The organism is Acidobacteriota bacterium (assembly GCA_038040445.1).
GTDB classification, from domain to species: domain Bacteria; phylum Acidobacteriota; class Blastocatellia; order UBA7656; family UBA7656; genus Onstottus_A; species Onstottus_A frigus.
On record JBBPIG010000010.1, the window covers coordinates 130,116 to 144,748 of the forward strand.

Here is a 14,633-nt window from a genome sequence, read left to right on the forward strand (position 1 = left end):
GCACGTCAGTAGATCAGATACTTCTGCCTGATCCGAGCGAACTCCGCAAGTCCCGGCTGCCACGTCGCCGCGATCTGCGAAGACGTTTTGCCTTCTTTCAGCGCGGCAAGCGCCCCGCGGTTCACAAGCAATCGCAAAAACTCCTCAACTTTCCAGGCGCCGGGATACACCAGGTTTAGTTGATATGCGATTTCCACTCCGGTGGCCACGGGCCTGAAGGCTACGCGATCGGTGATGATGATGTTTACACCGCCGCATTCTTCGTTTGCAAACTTCGACGAGTGCGGAGTGAATCTTACCGGAACGAACCGCGCTCCCGCCAGCCCCGCTCGATTGAGCGATTCGGCGAGCTTCTGACCGTCGAGCCACGGCGCGCCAATCACTTCAAAAGGCGTGTCCGTTCCGCGCCCGACTGATAGGTTTGTCGTCTCGAGCAATCCGATGCCGGGATAAAGCAGCGCTTCGGTGAGGCTGCGCATGTTCGGCGAAGGGTTCACCCACGTCAGCGCCGTGCCGTCGAAGTAGTCCGCGCGCCGCCAGCCCTCCATTTTAATCACGGTCAGATCGGCGCCAATCTTGCGCTCCGAATTGAACAGCATCGCGAGCTCCCCGATCGTCATGCCGTAACGCACCGGAACCGGGTGATACGAAGTGAACGAGTACGATGGCAGCTCGGCGAGCTCTCGATCTGCGACCGGGCCCTCGACATCGTAGCCGTTGATGGGATTCGGACGATCGAGCACCACAAACTTGATCCCGTGCTTCGCCGCTGCTTCCATCGCGTAGCCGCAAGTCGTCGTGTAGGTGTAGAACCGCGCGCCGATGTCCTGAATATCGAACACCAGCGTGTCTATTCCCTTCAGCATATCCGGCGCCGGCCTTCGCCGGTCTTGCTCATAAAGACTATAGACCGGCAGCCCGGTTTTCTCGTCGCGCGTGTCGCCGACGTGAGTGTCTTCGATTCCCCTCAACCCATGCTCTGGCGAAAACAGCGCAACCAGCTTCAGGTTCCTGGCTGCGGCAAGCAAGTCAATCGTCGAGCGCCCCTTGCGGTCACGTCCGGTGAGATTCGTGATCAGCCCGATTCGTTTTCCTTCAAGCTGTTGGAAGCCGTCACGCACCAGCACGTCTATCCCGGTGAGCACAGGATGAAGCGGCCCCGTAGGAACACCGCGAGTGATGACGGCGCGCGGCGCATCGATTTCGGATGGGGGCTCTTTCAAGTGCCCTAAGACCGGCGCGTGAGGAGGCTCTGTGATCGCGCCGGCGACGATTGAAGCGACGAATGACCGCAATCGCGTCACATCTCCCTTACCGTTCGGATGAACTCGATTGGTCAGCAGAACTACGAAGGTTTCGCTTGCGGGATCGAGCCAAATGCTCGTGCCGGTGAACCCGGTGTGCCCGAACGTGCCGACCGGAAATAAGTCGCCCCGATTCGATGAATACGATGTGTTCACATCCCAACCGATGCCCCGCATCTGCGAAGTCGGCAGCGTCTGCGCGCTGACCATTCGTTCGACTGTGTACGGCGCCAGGGTTCGTGTGCCGTTGTATTCGCCTTTGTTGAGGATCATCTGGCAGAAGATCGCCAGGTCGTCAGCGGTTGAGAAGAGACCGGCGTGACCGGCTACGCCGCCCATCTCATAAGCTCGCGGGTCGTGGACTTCGCCCCGCATCCATCGGCCTTCGCGGTTCTCCGTCGGAGCGGTTCGCTCGATCCGCCCAAACCACGCATAGGCCCAATCGGTGAAGTCGAGAGACGCCGATTGGGCACGGAGAACCGGAAGTAATTTCACAAGTTCTGGGTTATTGAACCAAGTGTCGTTCATCCCAAGACTGGTGTAAATGTTTTCGCGCGCGAACTGGTCTATGGGTTTACCAGACACTTGCCGCACGATCTCGGCCGCGACGATGAAACCAACATCCGAATAAACGAACCGCGTGCCCGGCTCGTAGCTCGGTCGCAGATCGTAGATCAGTTGAAGAGGATCAATGCTCTTTCCAACATAGTCGGCGATCTCGTTATCAGGAGGCAGCCCAGCGCGATGGGTCATCAACTGCTCGACCGTCACTCGCTCTTTGCCGAACTTGCCGAACTCGGGAATGTAGAGAGCAACCGGATCAGCGAGTGAGACCTTGCCTCGCTCGACGAGAATCATTATCGAAGTTGCGGTTGCGACGATCTTGGTCAGCGAAGCCAGGTCGAAGATCGTGTCAACAGTCATCGCTTCGCGCTTAGGTTCAATCGCGCGGTCGCCAAACGCCTTTCGATAAACGATGCAGCCTTTTCGCGCAACCAGCACCACCGCGCCGGGCGTTGCTTTGCGCGCGATCGATTCGAGCACAGCTTCATCGATCTTCGCGAGCCGCTCGCTCGACATGCCTACTGATTCGGGTCTTGCTGCAACAAGCGGTCGCGACGGTTGAGTCTTTGCGCCGTCTGACGCTCGTTGGGCAAGAGTCGGAGCGGGAAGAAGGGCGATGATTACAAGGAGAGTAAGCGACAACCGCAGGGGGCGCAGAGGGGCGCGGAAAAGATCCAGCCGCCCCTGCGTTCCTCTGCGTCCTCTGCGGTTCATTCTTAACCTCTCCGAATAATTCTGCTTCAAATCTACGATATCTCGGCCACTACTGCGTCGCGGTCAAACCTCAGGCTCGCCACGTATCCCACTATAAACGTCACCGCCGAACCGATCAGGACGTACCACTGCCACGACACATTAACTCGCGCCCATACAAACACCATCACTACGATTCCTGTCACCACACCAGTGAGCGCGCCGACTCGACCAACTCTCTTGGTCAACGCTCCGAGAAAAAACAAGCCCAGTATAGGTCCGTTTGTGAACGACGCGATAGTCAGCACTGTGTCAACTATGCGCCTTTCTTTCCCAATCATGTAGAAAGCCGCAGCAATTTGCACCGAGCCCCAAACCGCAGTCAGCAGCCGCGAAACGTTCATGTAATGCGCTTCGTTTCGGTTGGGCGCAATCAGCGGCTGATAGAAATCCGTCAGCGTGGTTGAAGCCAGCGCGTTTAGCGATGATGACATTGCCGCCGCAAGCATCGCCGCGATGACCAATCCTTTCACGCCGGTCATAAGCTCACTCGAGATGAAGTGCGAAAAAACGCGGTCAGGGGTAATGCCCGAGGGCAGCCCCGCATACTGGCTGTAAAAAACAAACAGCATCACTCCGATCATCAAGAACATCACAAATTGAGCGAAGACGACGGCGCCGCTCGTCAGAAGCGCGGCCGACGCCTGGCGAGCGTTCTTGCTGCACAGATAACGCTGCACCATATACTGGTCGGTCCCGTGCGTCGAAGTGGTTAAGAATGCGCCGCCGATCACGCCCGCCCAAAACGTATAACTGCGCGCGAGGTCCAGCGAGAAATCGAACAATTGAAATTTGCCCGCTGCACTGCCGACAGCCATCACTTCGTTGAAGCCCCCAGGTATGCGATCGAGCAGTATGAAACCCGCGACGACTGCACCGAGAATGTAGATGAAGAGCTGTATGACTTCCAGCCAGATGACCGCGGTGATGCCGCCGAGATAAGTGAAGACAATCATCACCACGCCGATCGCCAAAATTGATTTCCAGTCAGCCCATCCAGTCACCACTGCAAGCGGAATTGCGGTCGCATAGATGCGAACGCCGTCTGAAAGCGAGCGCGTCACAATGAACAGCGAGGCAGCGGCCCTCTTCACGCTGCCGCCGAACCTGCGGTCGAGGATTTGGTAGACGGTAAAAAGCTCGCCGCGAAAATACAGCGGGATGAAAAGAGCTACGATGATCAGCCGCCCCAGCATGTAGCCCAGTGCAAGCTGCAGGAAAGTGAAATTGCCGCCGACGCCGCTGCTGGCGGCGAACGCAAAAGCGGGAACGCTTATAAAGGTGACGACCGATGTTTCGGTAGCGACAATCGAAGCGGCAATCGCCCACCAGGGAATATCGTGATCAGAAAGGAAATAATCGCGCAGGTTCTTCTGCTTGCGGCTGAAGTACCAGCCGAGCAGCAGCACTCCGGCAATGTAGGCCACGATGATTATGAGGTCGAGTGCATGGAGTTGCATGGGCGGAGCATTTTAGCAGAGAAGCAGCATAGACTTTAGTCTGTGTGACGCAGTCCATATGGACTGCGCCGCCTTTGAGTGAGTGAGAAGTTGACTGGCTCTGGATCGCTCCTTGAAGGACAGCCTCTTCGGACCGAACTGAAATCCATACGGGCTGTGCTATACTCGCCGCGACTGCCCGACGCTCGAAGAATCACCGAAGCGAACAGCCAACCAATTTCAGAGGGAGCAGTTTTCATATGCTACAAATGAAACGGCCGAGCGGAACGCTAGTATCGATTCTGGTTCTCGCTTTCGTGCTTCAACTGCCACTGGTCGCGACGCCGGCGGGCCGGACACAGTTGGAGGCTGCGGTCCTATCGCATTTCGAGCCGCTTCCTAACTTTGATGCAAGGGACCTGCGTCCACCTATCAAGCCGACAACAAAGCTCGAAACCCGTAAGCATTCCCTCGCCGTCAAGGCCGCGATCGACGAGGTCGTTGTGACCTGGGATGACAAGCTGGACTTGCCGCATAGTCTGCTTTCGCTCAAGGCGGCGCTCACCGCGAGGTCAACCGGCGACGCGGCCCTGATAGCCAGGCGATTCGTTCGCGACAACAGCTCATTGTTTGCGATAAGCGAGGGCCAGCTCGAGTCCGCTCGCATCTCGGCGCGTGAGACTGATGGACGCGATGGATTCACAAGGCTCGTGCTCGAGCAGCAGTCAGGCGGCATTCGCGTGTTCGATTCCGAGATGCTGTTCATCATCGACCGCGAGGGCCGCGTGCGCTCCGAGTCGGGCAGCTTCATTCCTCAGATAGACCTGCTCGCGCCTGATTCGTCGCCCGCGCTCGCGCCCGAGCAAGCGCTCCAGCGCGCGGCACACTTTTGCGGAGCTGATATTACAGACGTCGTTGCAGCGGTGACGGACAATAGTCGCGGCCGTCTGCGGGTTCTCTTTTCGTCGGAGGCGGTTGATCCCCGCTCCGAAGCAAGCCTCGTCTACTATCCGGTCACTCGTGACGAAGTCAGGCTTGCTTATCAGATCATGCTCTACGGCGTGCCCTCGAAACTTGATGCCTACCTGCTGCTTGTGGACGCACACTCGGGCGAACTGCTCCGACGCGACTCGCTCACTTATGCGGCTGACGCACCGGCGGGCCGGGTGTTCACAAAAGAGAATCCCACCATCTCAACAGACCGCGAGATGGTTGCGTTCAAAGGGGACCCGGCCGCGTCGTCCGCTGGTTGGGTCACGGCTAACCGCACGGCAGGCAACAACGCTCAGATCTTTTTCAATCCGGCCCTGGACGGCGGCAACACGGTGAAGGCGAACCACGACGGCAATTTCGATTTCGACATCGACCTGACCCGCGGACGTTCGCCGCTGGACTCGTCCGCCGCTTCGGCAGCGAACCTGTTCTACTGGGTCAACGTCGCTCACGACAGGTTCTACTCGCTGGGCTTCAACGAAACCTCGCGAAACTTTCAGTTGGACAACCTCAGCAAAGGGGGCCGCGACGGCGATGCGGTAAGAGCCGAAACGCTGCGCGGCGCCGGGCTCGATCCTGCTTCGACGAATCAACTGGTGCGCAACAACGCGTTCTTCCAGACCGGAATCGACGGTACACCGCCGCTGCTGGCGATGCTGATGTGGACCGGCAGTATCAATGGGCAGAACGTCGAGCTGGACAGTTCCTACGATGCGGGGGTGATCATTCACGAATACACCCACGGAGTGTCGACGCGGCTTGCGGGGACGGACAACAGCACAGGCCTCAGATCGAATCAGGGCGGCGGAATGGGCGAAGGCTGGTCGGACTTCTTCGCAGTGTCTTTCTTGACCGGGGATCTGCCACAGGACGGCGCATACGCGGCCGGGAGCTACATAACTCAGCGAGCGCGAGGTGTCAGAAACTTCCCTTACAGCACGCGCTTCGATATCGACCCGCTCACGTTTGGCGATATTCGGTCTTACACCGAAGTTCACGCGCAGGGGACGGTATGGTGTTCGATGCTCTGGGACATGCGACAAGCGTTTGTTGAACGCTACGGGTTTCAAACCGGAAAGGAAGCCGTCGAGCGGCTGGTCATCAGCGGCTTGAAAGCGACTCCGCTTGCGCCGACTTTTGTCGATGCGCGCGACGCGATACTGCTTGCGGACCGGATAACCAACAACGGCGCGAATCAGGATTTGATCTGGCGGGCGTTCGCGCGGCGAGGACTGGGCAAGTCGGCGACGGCCGCGCTGGCAACTCCGGTTTCCGGGTTTCGGATTACGGCCACCGAAGGGTATGACGTGCCTGCGGAGTTCTCAGCGGGCTCACTTATCATCAACGACAAGCCATCAACTCCCGCGGTGATCGGCGAGTTGCTCCCGCTCGTTGTAGTTGATCGCGATCTAACAGCTTCTTCAATTGATGTGCTTGCGACGAACTTGCGGACCGGCGCGGCGGCAACGTTCACCCTGGCGTCAGGTTCGCCCGGCAGGTATGCCGGCACGCTGAGATGTTTGTTCCCGGGGCAGGACGGCGGACCGGTAGCGGCGCTCGCGGCCGAGCCCGGCGACGCGATCTCGGTCGCTTATTCGAACGCGCGAAACGAGGCCGGAAAAGCGGAGACAATCGAAGTGCGAACGCTCGCCGGCCGCCGACTCCAGGTGTACGCAGCGGACTTTGAGCAGGGCGCCGCTGACTGGAGCCTGACGAGCTTCTGGCACTTGACCGAGCGGCGAGCCGCCGGCGGTTCTCACTCTCTCTACTTTGCGAAGCAGAAAGGCTTTAATGAAGCCAAGTCGTTTACCCCGCTTGGGAGCAGCGGATCAGCATTCTCACCGGCGGCCGGCCTGCAGAGTCTGTCTGGCGCGCGACTCGAGTTCGACTACGCTTTCATCTCGTTTCTGCCAGGAGTCCCGACGAGCTCGGCGGGTGATTTGTTCACGCTCAATGCCCGCAACTCTCCGTTCATCGGGTCGAGCCCGCTGTCGGCGGAGGACCCTCGGCTCTTTGTGTTTTTTGATCTGCGCGGAGAAAGCAGTGCTGTCTTTCATCCGGTGAGCATCGACCTTCGATTCCTGGGAAGCGGCAGCGCTTATCTAGGCCTCAGCTTTAGCGCGTCGACGGCCGACATTGCGCGCAAGAAGCTTGAAGGCTTCTACATCGACAACATTCGCGTGACTGCTGTTTCGACAAAGTAAGTTCCGGCTTAGAAGCCCGTGAGCGCATACCGCTGCGCATAGAGTTCAGGCTTTAGCCTGGCAGTACCTTCCTCCTTCGACGCACAACCAGGCTAAAGCCTGAACTCCATGCGCTTAATCGTTGCCGCAATGTCTTCGGGCACAGGCGTTGTGAACTCCATCCATTCTCCGCTCGCAGGATGATGAAAGGCGAGCTTCCACGCGTGCAAACACAAGCGCATTGCGAATTGCGGATTGAGAATTGCGGATTCTCGCTCGTCACCTTGGTTCTTCTGTCCCGACAATTCGCAATCCGCAATCCGCAATCCGCAATCGTCATGCATTTCATCTCCGACGATGGGATGACCTATGTGAGCGCAATGTATCCGCAGTTGGTTGGTGCGGCCGGTTACGGGCTCTAACTCGAGAAGCGTCGTACGTCGCAGCCTATCGAGCACCGTGAATCGCGTTTCCGCAGGCTTGCCGGTCTCGATTACTCGCCAGCGTGGCTGCTGATCCGGATCGCGTCCGATCGGCGCATTGATCGAGCCGGCGTCCGCTTCAACATCGCCGCGTACCAAAGCCACATATCGCTTTTCTACCAGCCGCTTCCGAAAATGACGCGACAGCACAGTGAGCGCGTGAGCCGTCTTGGCTATCACGATGAGCCCTGAGGTCGCGCGGTCCAGCCTGTGCACCATGCCGGGACGAATCAGCGAATGCCGCTCGCCGTCGGGAAAAGGCGGGGGTTCCGGGTTCAGTGTTCCGGGTTCAGCGTTCGGTTCCAACTCGGAACCAGGAACTCGGAACCCTGAACCGTAGTTCAGGTGATACGCCAGGGCATTGGCGAGAGTCCCGGTCTTTACACTCAGAGTCGGATGGACGAGCATGCCGGCCGCCTTGACGACTACGATCACGTGATCATCTTCGTGAATAACTTCGAGCGGGATTGGCTCGGCTGACATCGCGGTCGGAGCGCCCTCATTGAACGCCATTTCAACAGAGTCACCTGTGAGAATGCGATAGCCCGCTCGCCCGACGGCTCCATTCACAAGACCAGCGCCGCCTTTAATCAGGTTCGCAATCCGCATGCGGCTGAGGCTTCCGAAGCGCGACGCTAAAAACTCGTCAAGCCTTTGGCCGGCGTCACGTTGTTCGATCTGAAACTGAAAGGAATTGCTAGTCATTGGTCATTGGTCATTGGTCATTAGTCACGTAGTCAGTAGTCAGTAGTCCGTAGTCCGTAGTCCGTAGCTCTTCCGTGCGAGTTGATGGCGAGAGAGCTACGGACTACTGACTACGGACTACGGACTAACAAAGGACCATTTCCGCTTCTTCACGGACCGAAGCATCGGGGTCGGATTTCAGCGCGCGTTCGGCGATCGACCTGGCCCTTCTTGCGTCGAGTTGCCAAAGAGCCCACAGAGAGTGGCTGCGAATGAGCGGCTCCCGGTCATTCTCAGCCCGCTCGATCAAAGAGGGCACGGCCGCAGTTGCGCCGACATTGGCGGCTACGACGGCGGCATTGCGAAGCAGGCCCCGACGCTTGGGACGCGTGAGAGGCGTGCCGCGGAATCGCGCGCGAAACTCATTGTCGCTTGCAATCGACAGCACCTCGACGAGGTCCAGCCGCGGACCGGCGCCCGCCTCTGGATGGAACTCGGGCCAGCGGGTGTCCGACGCGAAGCGATTGAATGGGCATACGTCCTGACAAACGTCGCAGCCGAATATCCAATCGCCAATCGCGGCTCGAAGCTCGGTCGGAATCGCGCCTTTGTTTTCAATGGTCAGATACGAGATGCACTTACGCGAGTCCAGTTGGTACGGCGCGGCAAAGGCGTCGGTCGGACATGCGTCGAGGCAGCGGCGGCAAGTACCGCAACTAACTTTGATCTCGCGATTGTCGGCGGGCAGCTCGAGGTCGAGGAGAATCTCCGACAAAAAGAACCACGAGCCGCTTCGCGGTTGTAGCAAATTCGTGTTTTTGCCGAAGAATCCCAGCCCTGCGCGCGCAGCGACTGCGCGCTCCAGAAGCGGCACCGCATCGACGAAGCATCGCGCGTGAATCGGGCGGCCAGCAATTTGTTCGATCTTGTTCACCAGCGCTTGAAGCCGCGGCTTCACGACATCGTGGTAATCGAGTCCCCACGCATAGCGCGCCACGCGCCCGTAGCGATGTTGATGTTCAAACACGGGCGCCGCTGAAAAGTAATCGACTGCGAGAGTTATCAGTGACCGGGCGTAAGGCGCCAGCGCGCCGGGCTGAGCGTGCAGCTCCGGCCTGCGCGTCATGTAGTCCATGCCCGCCGCGAAGCCTGACTCGCGCCATTCTTGAAAAGCAGAGTCGTCGCGCGTGAGTGGCTCGACCGAAGCGACACCGGCGACTTCGAATCCGATTTGTCGGGCCGCGATTTTGATTTGTTCTACTAGCTCGCTCACAAGAGGCAGGCTATCCATTGGCAGAGTGCGGTGTCAATCAATCGCCCACAATCGCCCATGTTCAGTAGCCATGATCGGCTCCGCAAAGCTTGACGATTCGGAGTGAAGATTGGGGAGACTAATGTGTCTCGATTTTTGTTCTGCGGTGTCTCTTATGCTTACACGCGCTGTTTGAAGGCGAAGATATTGCAACAGAAACGAGCAATCCTATCTGGCACTTACTTTGCCTTTGCTTTCATGTGTACCTACATGTGTACCAATCGGGAGACAGATGTTCCCGATATTCAGAGAACCCGAAGTAACAATGGATGAGAGGACAGAAATGAACCGCATCAACTTCAAAGCGATTGCTCTTATCACAATGCTGAGCGCACTAGCGCTCAGCATCAATGTTCTTGCCGGCGCGCAAGACAAGTCGATGAAAAGCGCCGAATCGAAGCAGCCAGGCACAACGGCGACCCTGACTGCCAGGCTTGTGGATCCGGAAAAGAAAGCTAAGGAGAAGACCGCGACAGTGGAGGTAACTGTGAAGGGCGTCGCACTGATCGATCCGGCTGCGGTCAAGGAGCGGCCTCGAAAGGGCCAGGGTCATCTTCACTATCGGGTTGATGACGGGCCAGTCATCGCGACGACGGCCCCAAAGCTTAGTTTCCATGAGCTCTCGACGGGGCAGCATAAAATTCTGGTTGTGCTTGCCGCCAACGATCATAGCCCACTCGGTCCTCAGCAGACTCTCAACGTAACGATTCCGTAAGCTTGGTTAGGAGGATTGTTGTTATGGAACCTGTAACTGGAATTTTCAAGACGCGAACCGACGCAAAGCGGGCGATGACCGAACTCGAAGCGGCAGGCATCTCGCCTGAGGATACTAGCCTGTTATCGCCGAACTCGCCTGAGGGGCAGCTAGCCAGAGTGCCGGTCACCGACGCGGAACAGCCTGGCACGGGCAAGGTGATGGGCGGTGTAGTCGGCGGAGCCGTGGGCGCCGCCGGCGGTTTGGGCTTAGGCGCGGCTGCGGCGAGCATCTTCATCCCTGCGGTCGGACCCGTGTTGGCGATCGGGCTCGTGGGGGCGGCCCTCTTCGGAACGGGCGGTGCGATTGGCGGCGCGATAGCGGGCGAAGCGCTCGAGCAGGGGATGGATGAGGGCTTGCCGGTTGATGAAATGTTTATCTACGAGAATGCGTTGCGCCAGGGGCGGTCTGTCGTCATCGTCCTCGCCAAAGAGAGTCTCCGAGCAGACATCGCCAGAGAGGTTATGCGGCAGATGGGAGCGGAAAGCATAGATTCAGCGCGCGAGAATTGGTGGGTTGGACTTCGCGACGCGGAGAAAGAAAGCTACAAGGAGCCCAAAAGCGATTTCGATTCGGTTGAGCGCAACTATCGAAGCGGGTTTGAGGCTGCCCTTAAGCCGCGCACGCGGGGCAAGTCTTATGAGGATGGGGCTAGTTACCTCTCGGCAACTTACCCCGAGACTTATTCCGATGACTCCTTCCGCCGCGGGTATGAGCGCGGACAGAGTCACTATCAAGCCTTGAGTACAAAAAACAAAGGCTCCGACTAGTCTCATCTAGCCGGAGCCGATATTCATTTTTCCGAAGGAAGCGCCAGGACGCTAGAGTCTCGGCTGACGCTCAGTCGCCTCAGCGTTCCGCTTCCGGATTACCATCGGCGATTGCCGCCGAATTGGCGGTAACCCTGCTCGTACCCTCGACGGAATCCCTCGCGATACGCTGCGTTGCCGGATCTATAATGGCTGGAGTTATTCGGATTGGCCGACCTGCGATCGCGAAGATCCTCCTGTCCTCGGTCCAATCCGTCACGAAAGCCCTTCTGCACTTCGCTGTTGTTGGAGCCTCCGCCGTAACCACCGTAGTTCCCGTAGCCGCCGCCATTATTACCGTAGCCGCCGTAGTTCCCGTAGCCGCCGCCATTGTTACCATAGCCGCCGTAGTTCCCGTAGCCGCCGCCATTATTACCGTAGCCGCCGTTCGGGTAGGTCCTGGGATACACGGAGCGACTTCTCGCTCGCTCTCGCTGCCACGCCAACTGACGAGCGCGTTCAATCGCGCGGGCGCGCTCAATCTGCTGCCGGCGAGCCCAATCGCCGCGGTCCCGGTTCCGATCTCGTTGATCACTCCGATCCCAACGACGATTGCGATCTTGAGCCTGCGCCGTGGTCCCTGTAGCGATCCCAATGCTGAACAGGAAAACGAACGCCAGGGCCGCTCCAGTCGTCACTCTTTTTACTCGACTTAACTTCATACTCAAGTCCCCCTCATTTCGTTCACTTAGGAGTTCTCCCCACCTTGTCCGATACTCCGCTTACTAGGATTACAATTCCCGGCCCAAAGGTGGCCCGAGGGACCCAAAGAAGTTGCTGGGGTCGTCTCATAGTACTAATTGCCCGCGGAGAAGGCTGAAGGAAGGAAAGGCGGAGCGGCCTAGTTAGTAGACATTTGTTTCAAGGTTTTCTCAACCACGGGATTTCACGATTTACTAGCTCATAACGGAGAATGAACGGTAGTACGCGGATAACTATGAGTCAGGTTGAGCCATTTGTTAGGGCGCGACTGAAGGCGCGGTGAGCAAGACGACATCCCAAGCCCATCGTCCCACATGGGCTCCGCGTAAATCATAGACTTTGCCTCGATACTGGAAGCGATTTCCGTAGCGGTCGGTACGTTTCGACTCTTTGTAGTCGAGATCAATTCCGCTCACTCCCAGCGACCGCAATGAGTGCAACTCGCTGGACTCTGAGATACCGTTGTGATTCACATCTTGCCAGAGGACGAGCGAAGAGTAGATGGTGTCTCTCTTGTCGATCCTCCCATCGTTGTTTCCGCCGCTGGCTTGTTTGTCAAATACAGCGAGGGCGAGAAATCCATTGAACGGTTCTGTAGATCGCGGCTGTGGCGTAAAGTTGCCAAACAACTCTCTCCCACTATCGATGCGGCCGTTGCCGTTACGGTCCAGCGCCAACCAGGCGTCATCACCCGGCGCAGTCCAAGAGAGTCGCTCGCGAGTACCGTCACCACCCATATCGAAGAAAACGCCTCCGGCCGCATCAGTTAAATTGAATCCATTCCCATTGAGGTCGATCACTATGGGGGTGGGGTAGCAACAGCACTCTTCATAGTCCCAAGACGTTCCTGGCGGACAACCGGTCGACCCCCACCGGCAAGGGTCAAAATTGTACAAACATGCCCCTGATTCCGCGGGCCAGTAAGGACTGCAAGCAGATGGACACCAACAGTCGGAATCACTCCAGTCCGTCGACCCGTCACAATCGTTATCCTTATTATCAGTGCAATTCTCGTAGGCCCCGGGATGTATGTTGTAATCGTCATCCCTACAATCATTACCCCCACAGTTTACGTCGAGGAATCCATCATTATCAAAATCACACTCAGGGCAACTCTCATCAATTGTGTCTTGTATTGTGCAACTCGCGCCTCCAAGACGGGTGCACATGACGTCACCTTCATGCGGCTTGACCGTCCCATGTGCAAAAAGATTCCAAACTCTGTGCGGGTAGTCTCCATAAGGGCCGTTCGGCTCACATTGACAGAGCGTTTCCTCAATGGTGCGTGTGTAACAACCGACACGCGATGGTGAGCCCCGCCCATAAGAGTAGGCAAGCTTGTTCGCCGAGCTGAGGCCCAGGGCGGTCAGTACTGCTAGGCACATGAGTGTTTTCTTCATAGGCCTCCTTTGATCACACTTCGTGCGTCTAGTTCACCAGGAACAAGCGGCACGTTGACGGACGAAGTTAGGTTTCAGCGATCTCTAATGTCGGACTACTCGATGGGAATCCATCTGCGAGGATTGTTGGGATCTCGGCGCATTTCTTGACCGCTCCCCCATGCTGTGTCGTCGTCAAAGACAATTAGCTCTAGGCTGATCCGCACGTGATTGACATTTCCGAGCGGGATTCTTTCTTCCAGGTGTCGCTTAAGCTCGGTGTAAAGCTCGTCGGAGACTCCGAAAGCCGCCGTCTCATTCTGCTTGAGTGGTTCCACTCCCTGCACGTTGCCGGGGTCATTGAGACCGACGCCATAATGCATGGGGCAAATCAACAAACGGCCTCCATTGGACTCGGTGTCGGGAAATATGAGAAACAGGTCTATCTTGAGGATTCGCTTTTTCGAAAGGTTCTTGACCTTGAAAGAAAGGCCTTTTAGCCATTCCGTATCGGCGTTAATTCCGCGACTGAGGTTGGCGGCCTTGCCATTGATCTGGAGGTCTACTAGTTCTACCGGCTGGTTCTGATATGTTATCCCTTGATCGACAACTTTTCTCTTCTGTCCGACAACTTCAGCTTGCTGTCCTGGAGTGACGATTGTCTCGACGCCTCTACGACCGCTGGCTGACCATGCGGTTACCGTCAATAGTACCACGCTCGCAAGAACGACGACATGAAGTCGGGAATTGAAACTTCTCATTGGCGCTCGCTGATTCATAAGTATCTCCAGTGGAATCAGGAACCTCTCGATTCTGCGACCCAGTATCTTCCAAGCGTAGGTTGAATGCAAGGAAAAACAAGTGGCCGATCTTACTATACGTGGCGAATCGTCCTACTTCTGTTTCTCTATTAGCATTGCTCCAAATTAGAGCGAGGTTTAGACCGAGATACCGTTGGCTCTATAGCGGGAGGGTGTTGTGCCGTATGCCTTCTTGAATTCTCGGACGAAATGACTGCGGTCTTGCAGTCCGACGCTTGCTCGCACCTCCTTTACGCTTAGAGAGGTGCTTTCCAAGAGGTTGCGGGCCTTTTCCATTCTGCGAACCTGGAGGTATCGCCACGGCGCAATCCCGGTCTGAGTCCTGAACAGGTGGCACATTCGGGAGCGAGAGAGGCGAACCGAGCCGGCGATGGCATCGAGAGTTAGTTGTTGGTCAAGATTAGATTCTATGTACTCCACCATCTTTTGAACTTTCCAAAGCATCGATTGCCTC

The 14,633-nt window shown here is 57.3% G+C and carries 11 protein-coding genes; 3 read left to right on the forward strand and 8 right to left on the reverse strand.

From position 1 onward, the window contains the following. Positions 1–5 precede the first annotated feature (5 nt). Together AABO57_13200 and AABO57_13205 are read right to left on the reverse strand one after the other, a co-directional pair. Complete coding sequence (locus AABO57_13200) at positions 6–2,582, reverse strand: exo-beta-N-acetylmuramidase NamZ domain-containing protein (protein ID MEK6286691.1); 2,577 nt, start codon at positions 2,580–2,582, stop codon at positions 6–8. A 32-nt stretch (positions 2,583–2,614) separates the two neighbouring features. After that, positions 2,615–4,081, reverse strand: a complete 1,467-nt coding sequence (locus AABO57_13205) for a sodium:solute symporter (GenBank protein ID MEK6286692.1) — start codon at positions 4,079–4,081, stop codon at positions 2,615–2,617. Positions 4,082–4,320: 239 nt separating this feature from the next. Between AABO57_13205 and AABO57_13210 the strand changes: the two genes are divergently transcribed. After that, positions 4,321–7,257, forward strand: coding sequence for a M36 family metallopeptidase (locus AABO57_13210; protein MEK6286693.1), 2,937 nt, complete (start codon positions 4,321–4,323; stop codon positions 7,255–7,257). A 92-nt stretch (positions 7,258–7,349) separates the two neighbouring features. Here the strand turns inward: AABO57_13210 and AABO57_13215 are convergent, their stop codons facing one another. After that, positions 7,350–8,423, reverse strand: a complete 1,074-nt coding sequence (locus AABO57_13215; protein MEK6286694.1) for an RluA family pseudouridine synthase — start codon at positions 8,421–8,423, stop codon at positions 7,350–7,352. 124 nt (positions 8,424–8,547) lie between these two features. Further along, entirely contained in the window at positions 8,548–9,675 is a 1,128-nt protein-coding gene (queG, locus tag AABO57_13220) for a tRNA epoxyqueuosine(34) reductase QueG (GenBank protein ID MEK6286695.1), read from the reverse strand. Between the two features lie 322 nt (positions 9,676–9,997). On the opposite strand from queG, the gene AABO57_13225 reads away from it, so the two are divergent. Together AABO57_13225 and AABO57_13230 are read left to right on the forward strand one after the other, a co-directional pair. After that, positions 9,998–10,429: a hypothetical protein gene (locus AABO57_13225; protein MEK6286696.1), complete on the forward strand. Its 432-nt coding sequence runs from the start codon at positions 9,998–10,000 to the stop codon at positions 10,427–10,429. Positions 10,430–10,452: 23 nt separating this feature from the next. Further along, positions 10,453–11,238 (forward strand): hypothetical protein, encoded by a 786-nt coding sequence (locus tag AABO57_13230; GenBank protein MEK6286697.1) that lies wholly within the window; start codon positions 10,453–10,455, stop codon positions 11,236–11,238. Positions 11,239–11,336: 98 nt separating this feature from the next. On the opposite strand, the gene AABO57_13235 is transcribed toward AABO57_13230, so the two are convergent. The 4 genes from AABO57_13235 to AABO57_13250 form a co-directional block, all read right to left on the reverse strand. Continuing rightward, positions 11,337–11,939: a hypothetical protein gene (locus tag AABO57_13235; GenBank protein ID MEK6286698.1), complete on the reverse strand. Its 603-nt coding sequence runs from the start codon at positions 11,937–11,939 to the stop codon at positions 11,337–11,339. Between the two features lie 297 nt (positions 11,940–12,236). Further along, the gene (locus AABO57_13240; protein MEK6286699.1) at positions 12,237–12,716 is read right to left on the reverse strand and encodes a hypothetical protein; all 480 of its coding nucleotides are present in this window, start codon (positions 12,714–12,716) and stop codon (positions 12,237–12,239) included. A 758-nt stretch (positions 12,717–13,474) separates the two neighbouring features. Continuing rightward, on the reverse strand, positions 13,475–14,119 hold the full coding sequence (locus AABO57_13245; GenBank protein MEK6286700.1) for a hypothetical protein: 645 nt from the start codon (positions 14,117–14,119) through the stop codon (positions 13,475–13,477). Between the two features lie 177 nt (positions 14,120–14,296). Beyond that, positions 14,297–14,623, reverse strand: coding sequence for an AraC family transcriptional regulator (locus tag AABO57_13250; GenBank protein ID MEK6286701.1), 327 nt, complete (start codon positions 14,621–14,623; stop codon positions 14,297–14,299). Positions 14,624–14,633: the final 10 nt, after the last annotated feature.

Excerpts from the sequence above, each read along its gene's own strand:
- AABO57_13245 (MEK6286700.1), bottom strand. The coding sequence starts at position 14,119 with ATGAGAAGTTTCAATTCCCGACTTCATGTCGTCGTTCTTGCGAGCGTG.
- AABO57_13200 (MEK6286691.1), bottom strand. The coding sequence starts at position 2,582 with ATGAACCGCAGAGGACGCAGAGGAACGCAGGGGCGGCTGGATCTTTTC.
- AABO57_13230 (MEK6286697.1), top strand. The coding sequence starts at position 10,453 with ATGGAACCTGTAACTGGAATTTTCAAGACGCGAACCGACGCAAAGCGG.
- AABO57_13235 (MEK6286698.1), bottom strand. The coding sequence starts at position 11,939 with ATGAAGTTAAGTCGAGTAAAAAGAGTGACGACTGGAGCGGCCCTGGCG.
- AABO57_13250 (MEK6286701.1), bottom strand. The coding sequence starts at position 14,623 with ATGCTTTGGAAAGTTCAAAAGATGGTGGAGTACATAGAATCTAATCTT.
- AABO57_13210 (MEK6286693.1), top strand. The coding sequence starts at position 4,321 with ATGCTACAAATGAAACGGCCGAGCGGAACGCTAGTATCGATTCTGGTT.
- AABO57_13215 (MEK6286694.1), bottom strand. The coding sequence starts at position 8,423 with ATGACTAGCAATTCCTTTCAGTTTCAGATCGAACAACGTGACGCCGGC.
- AABO57_13225 (MEK6286696.1), top strand. The coding sequence starts at position 9,998 with ATGAACCGCATCAACTTCAAAGCGATTGCTCTTATCACAATGCTGAGC.
- AABO57_13240 (MEK6286699.1), bottom strand. The coding sequence starts at position 12,716 with ATGGGTGGTGACGGTACTCGCGAGCGACTCTCTTGGACTGCGCCGGGT.
- AABO57_13205 (MEK6286692.1), bottom strand. The coding sequence starts at position 4,081 with ATGCAACTCCATGCACTCGACCTCATAATCATCGTGGCCTACATTGCC.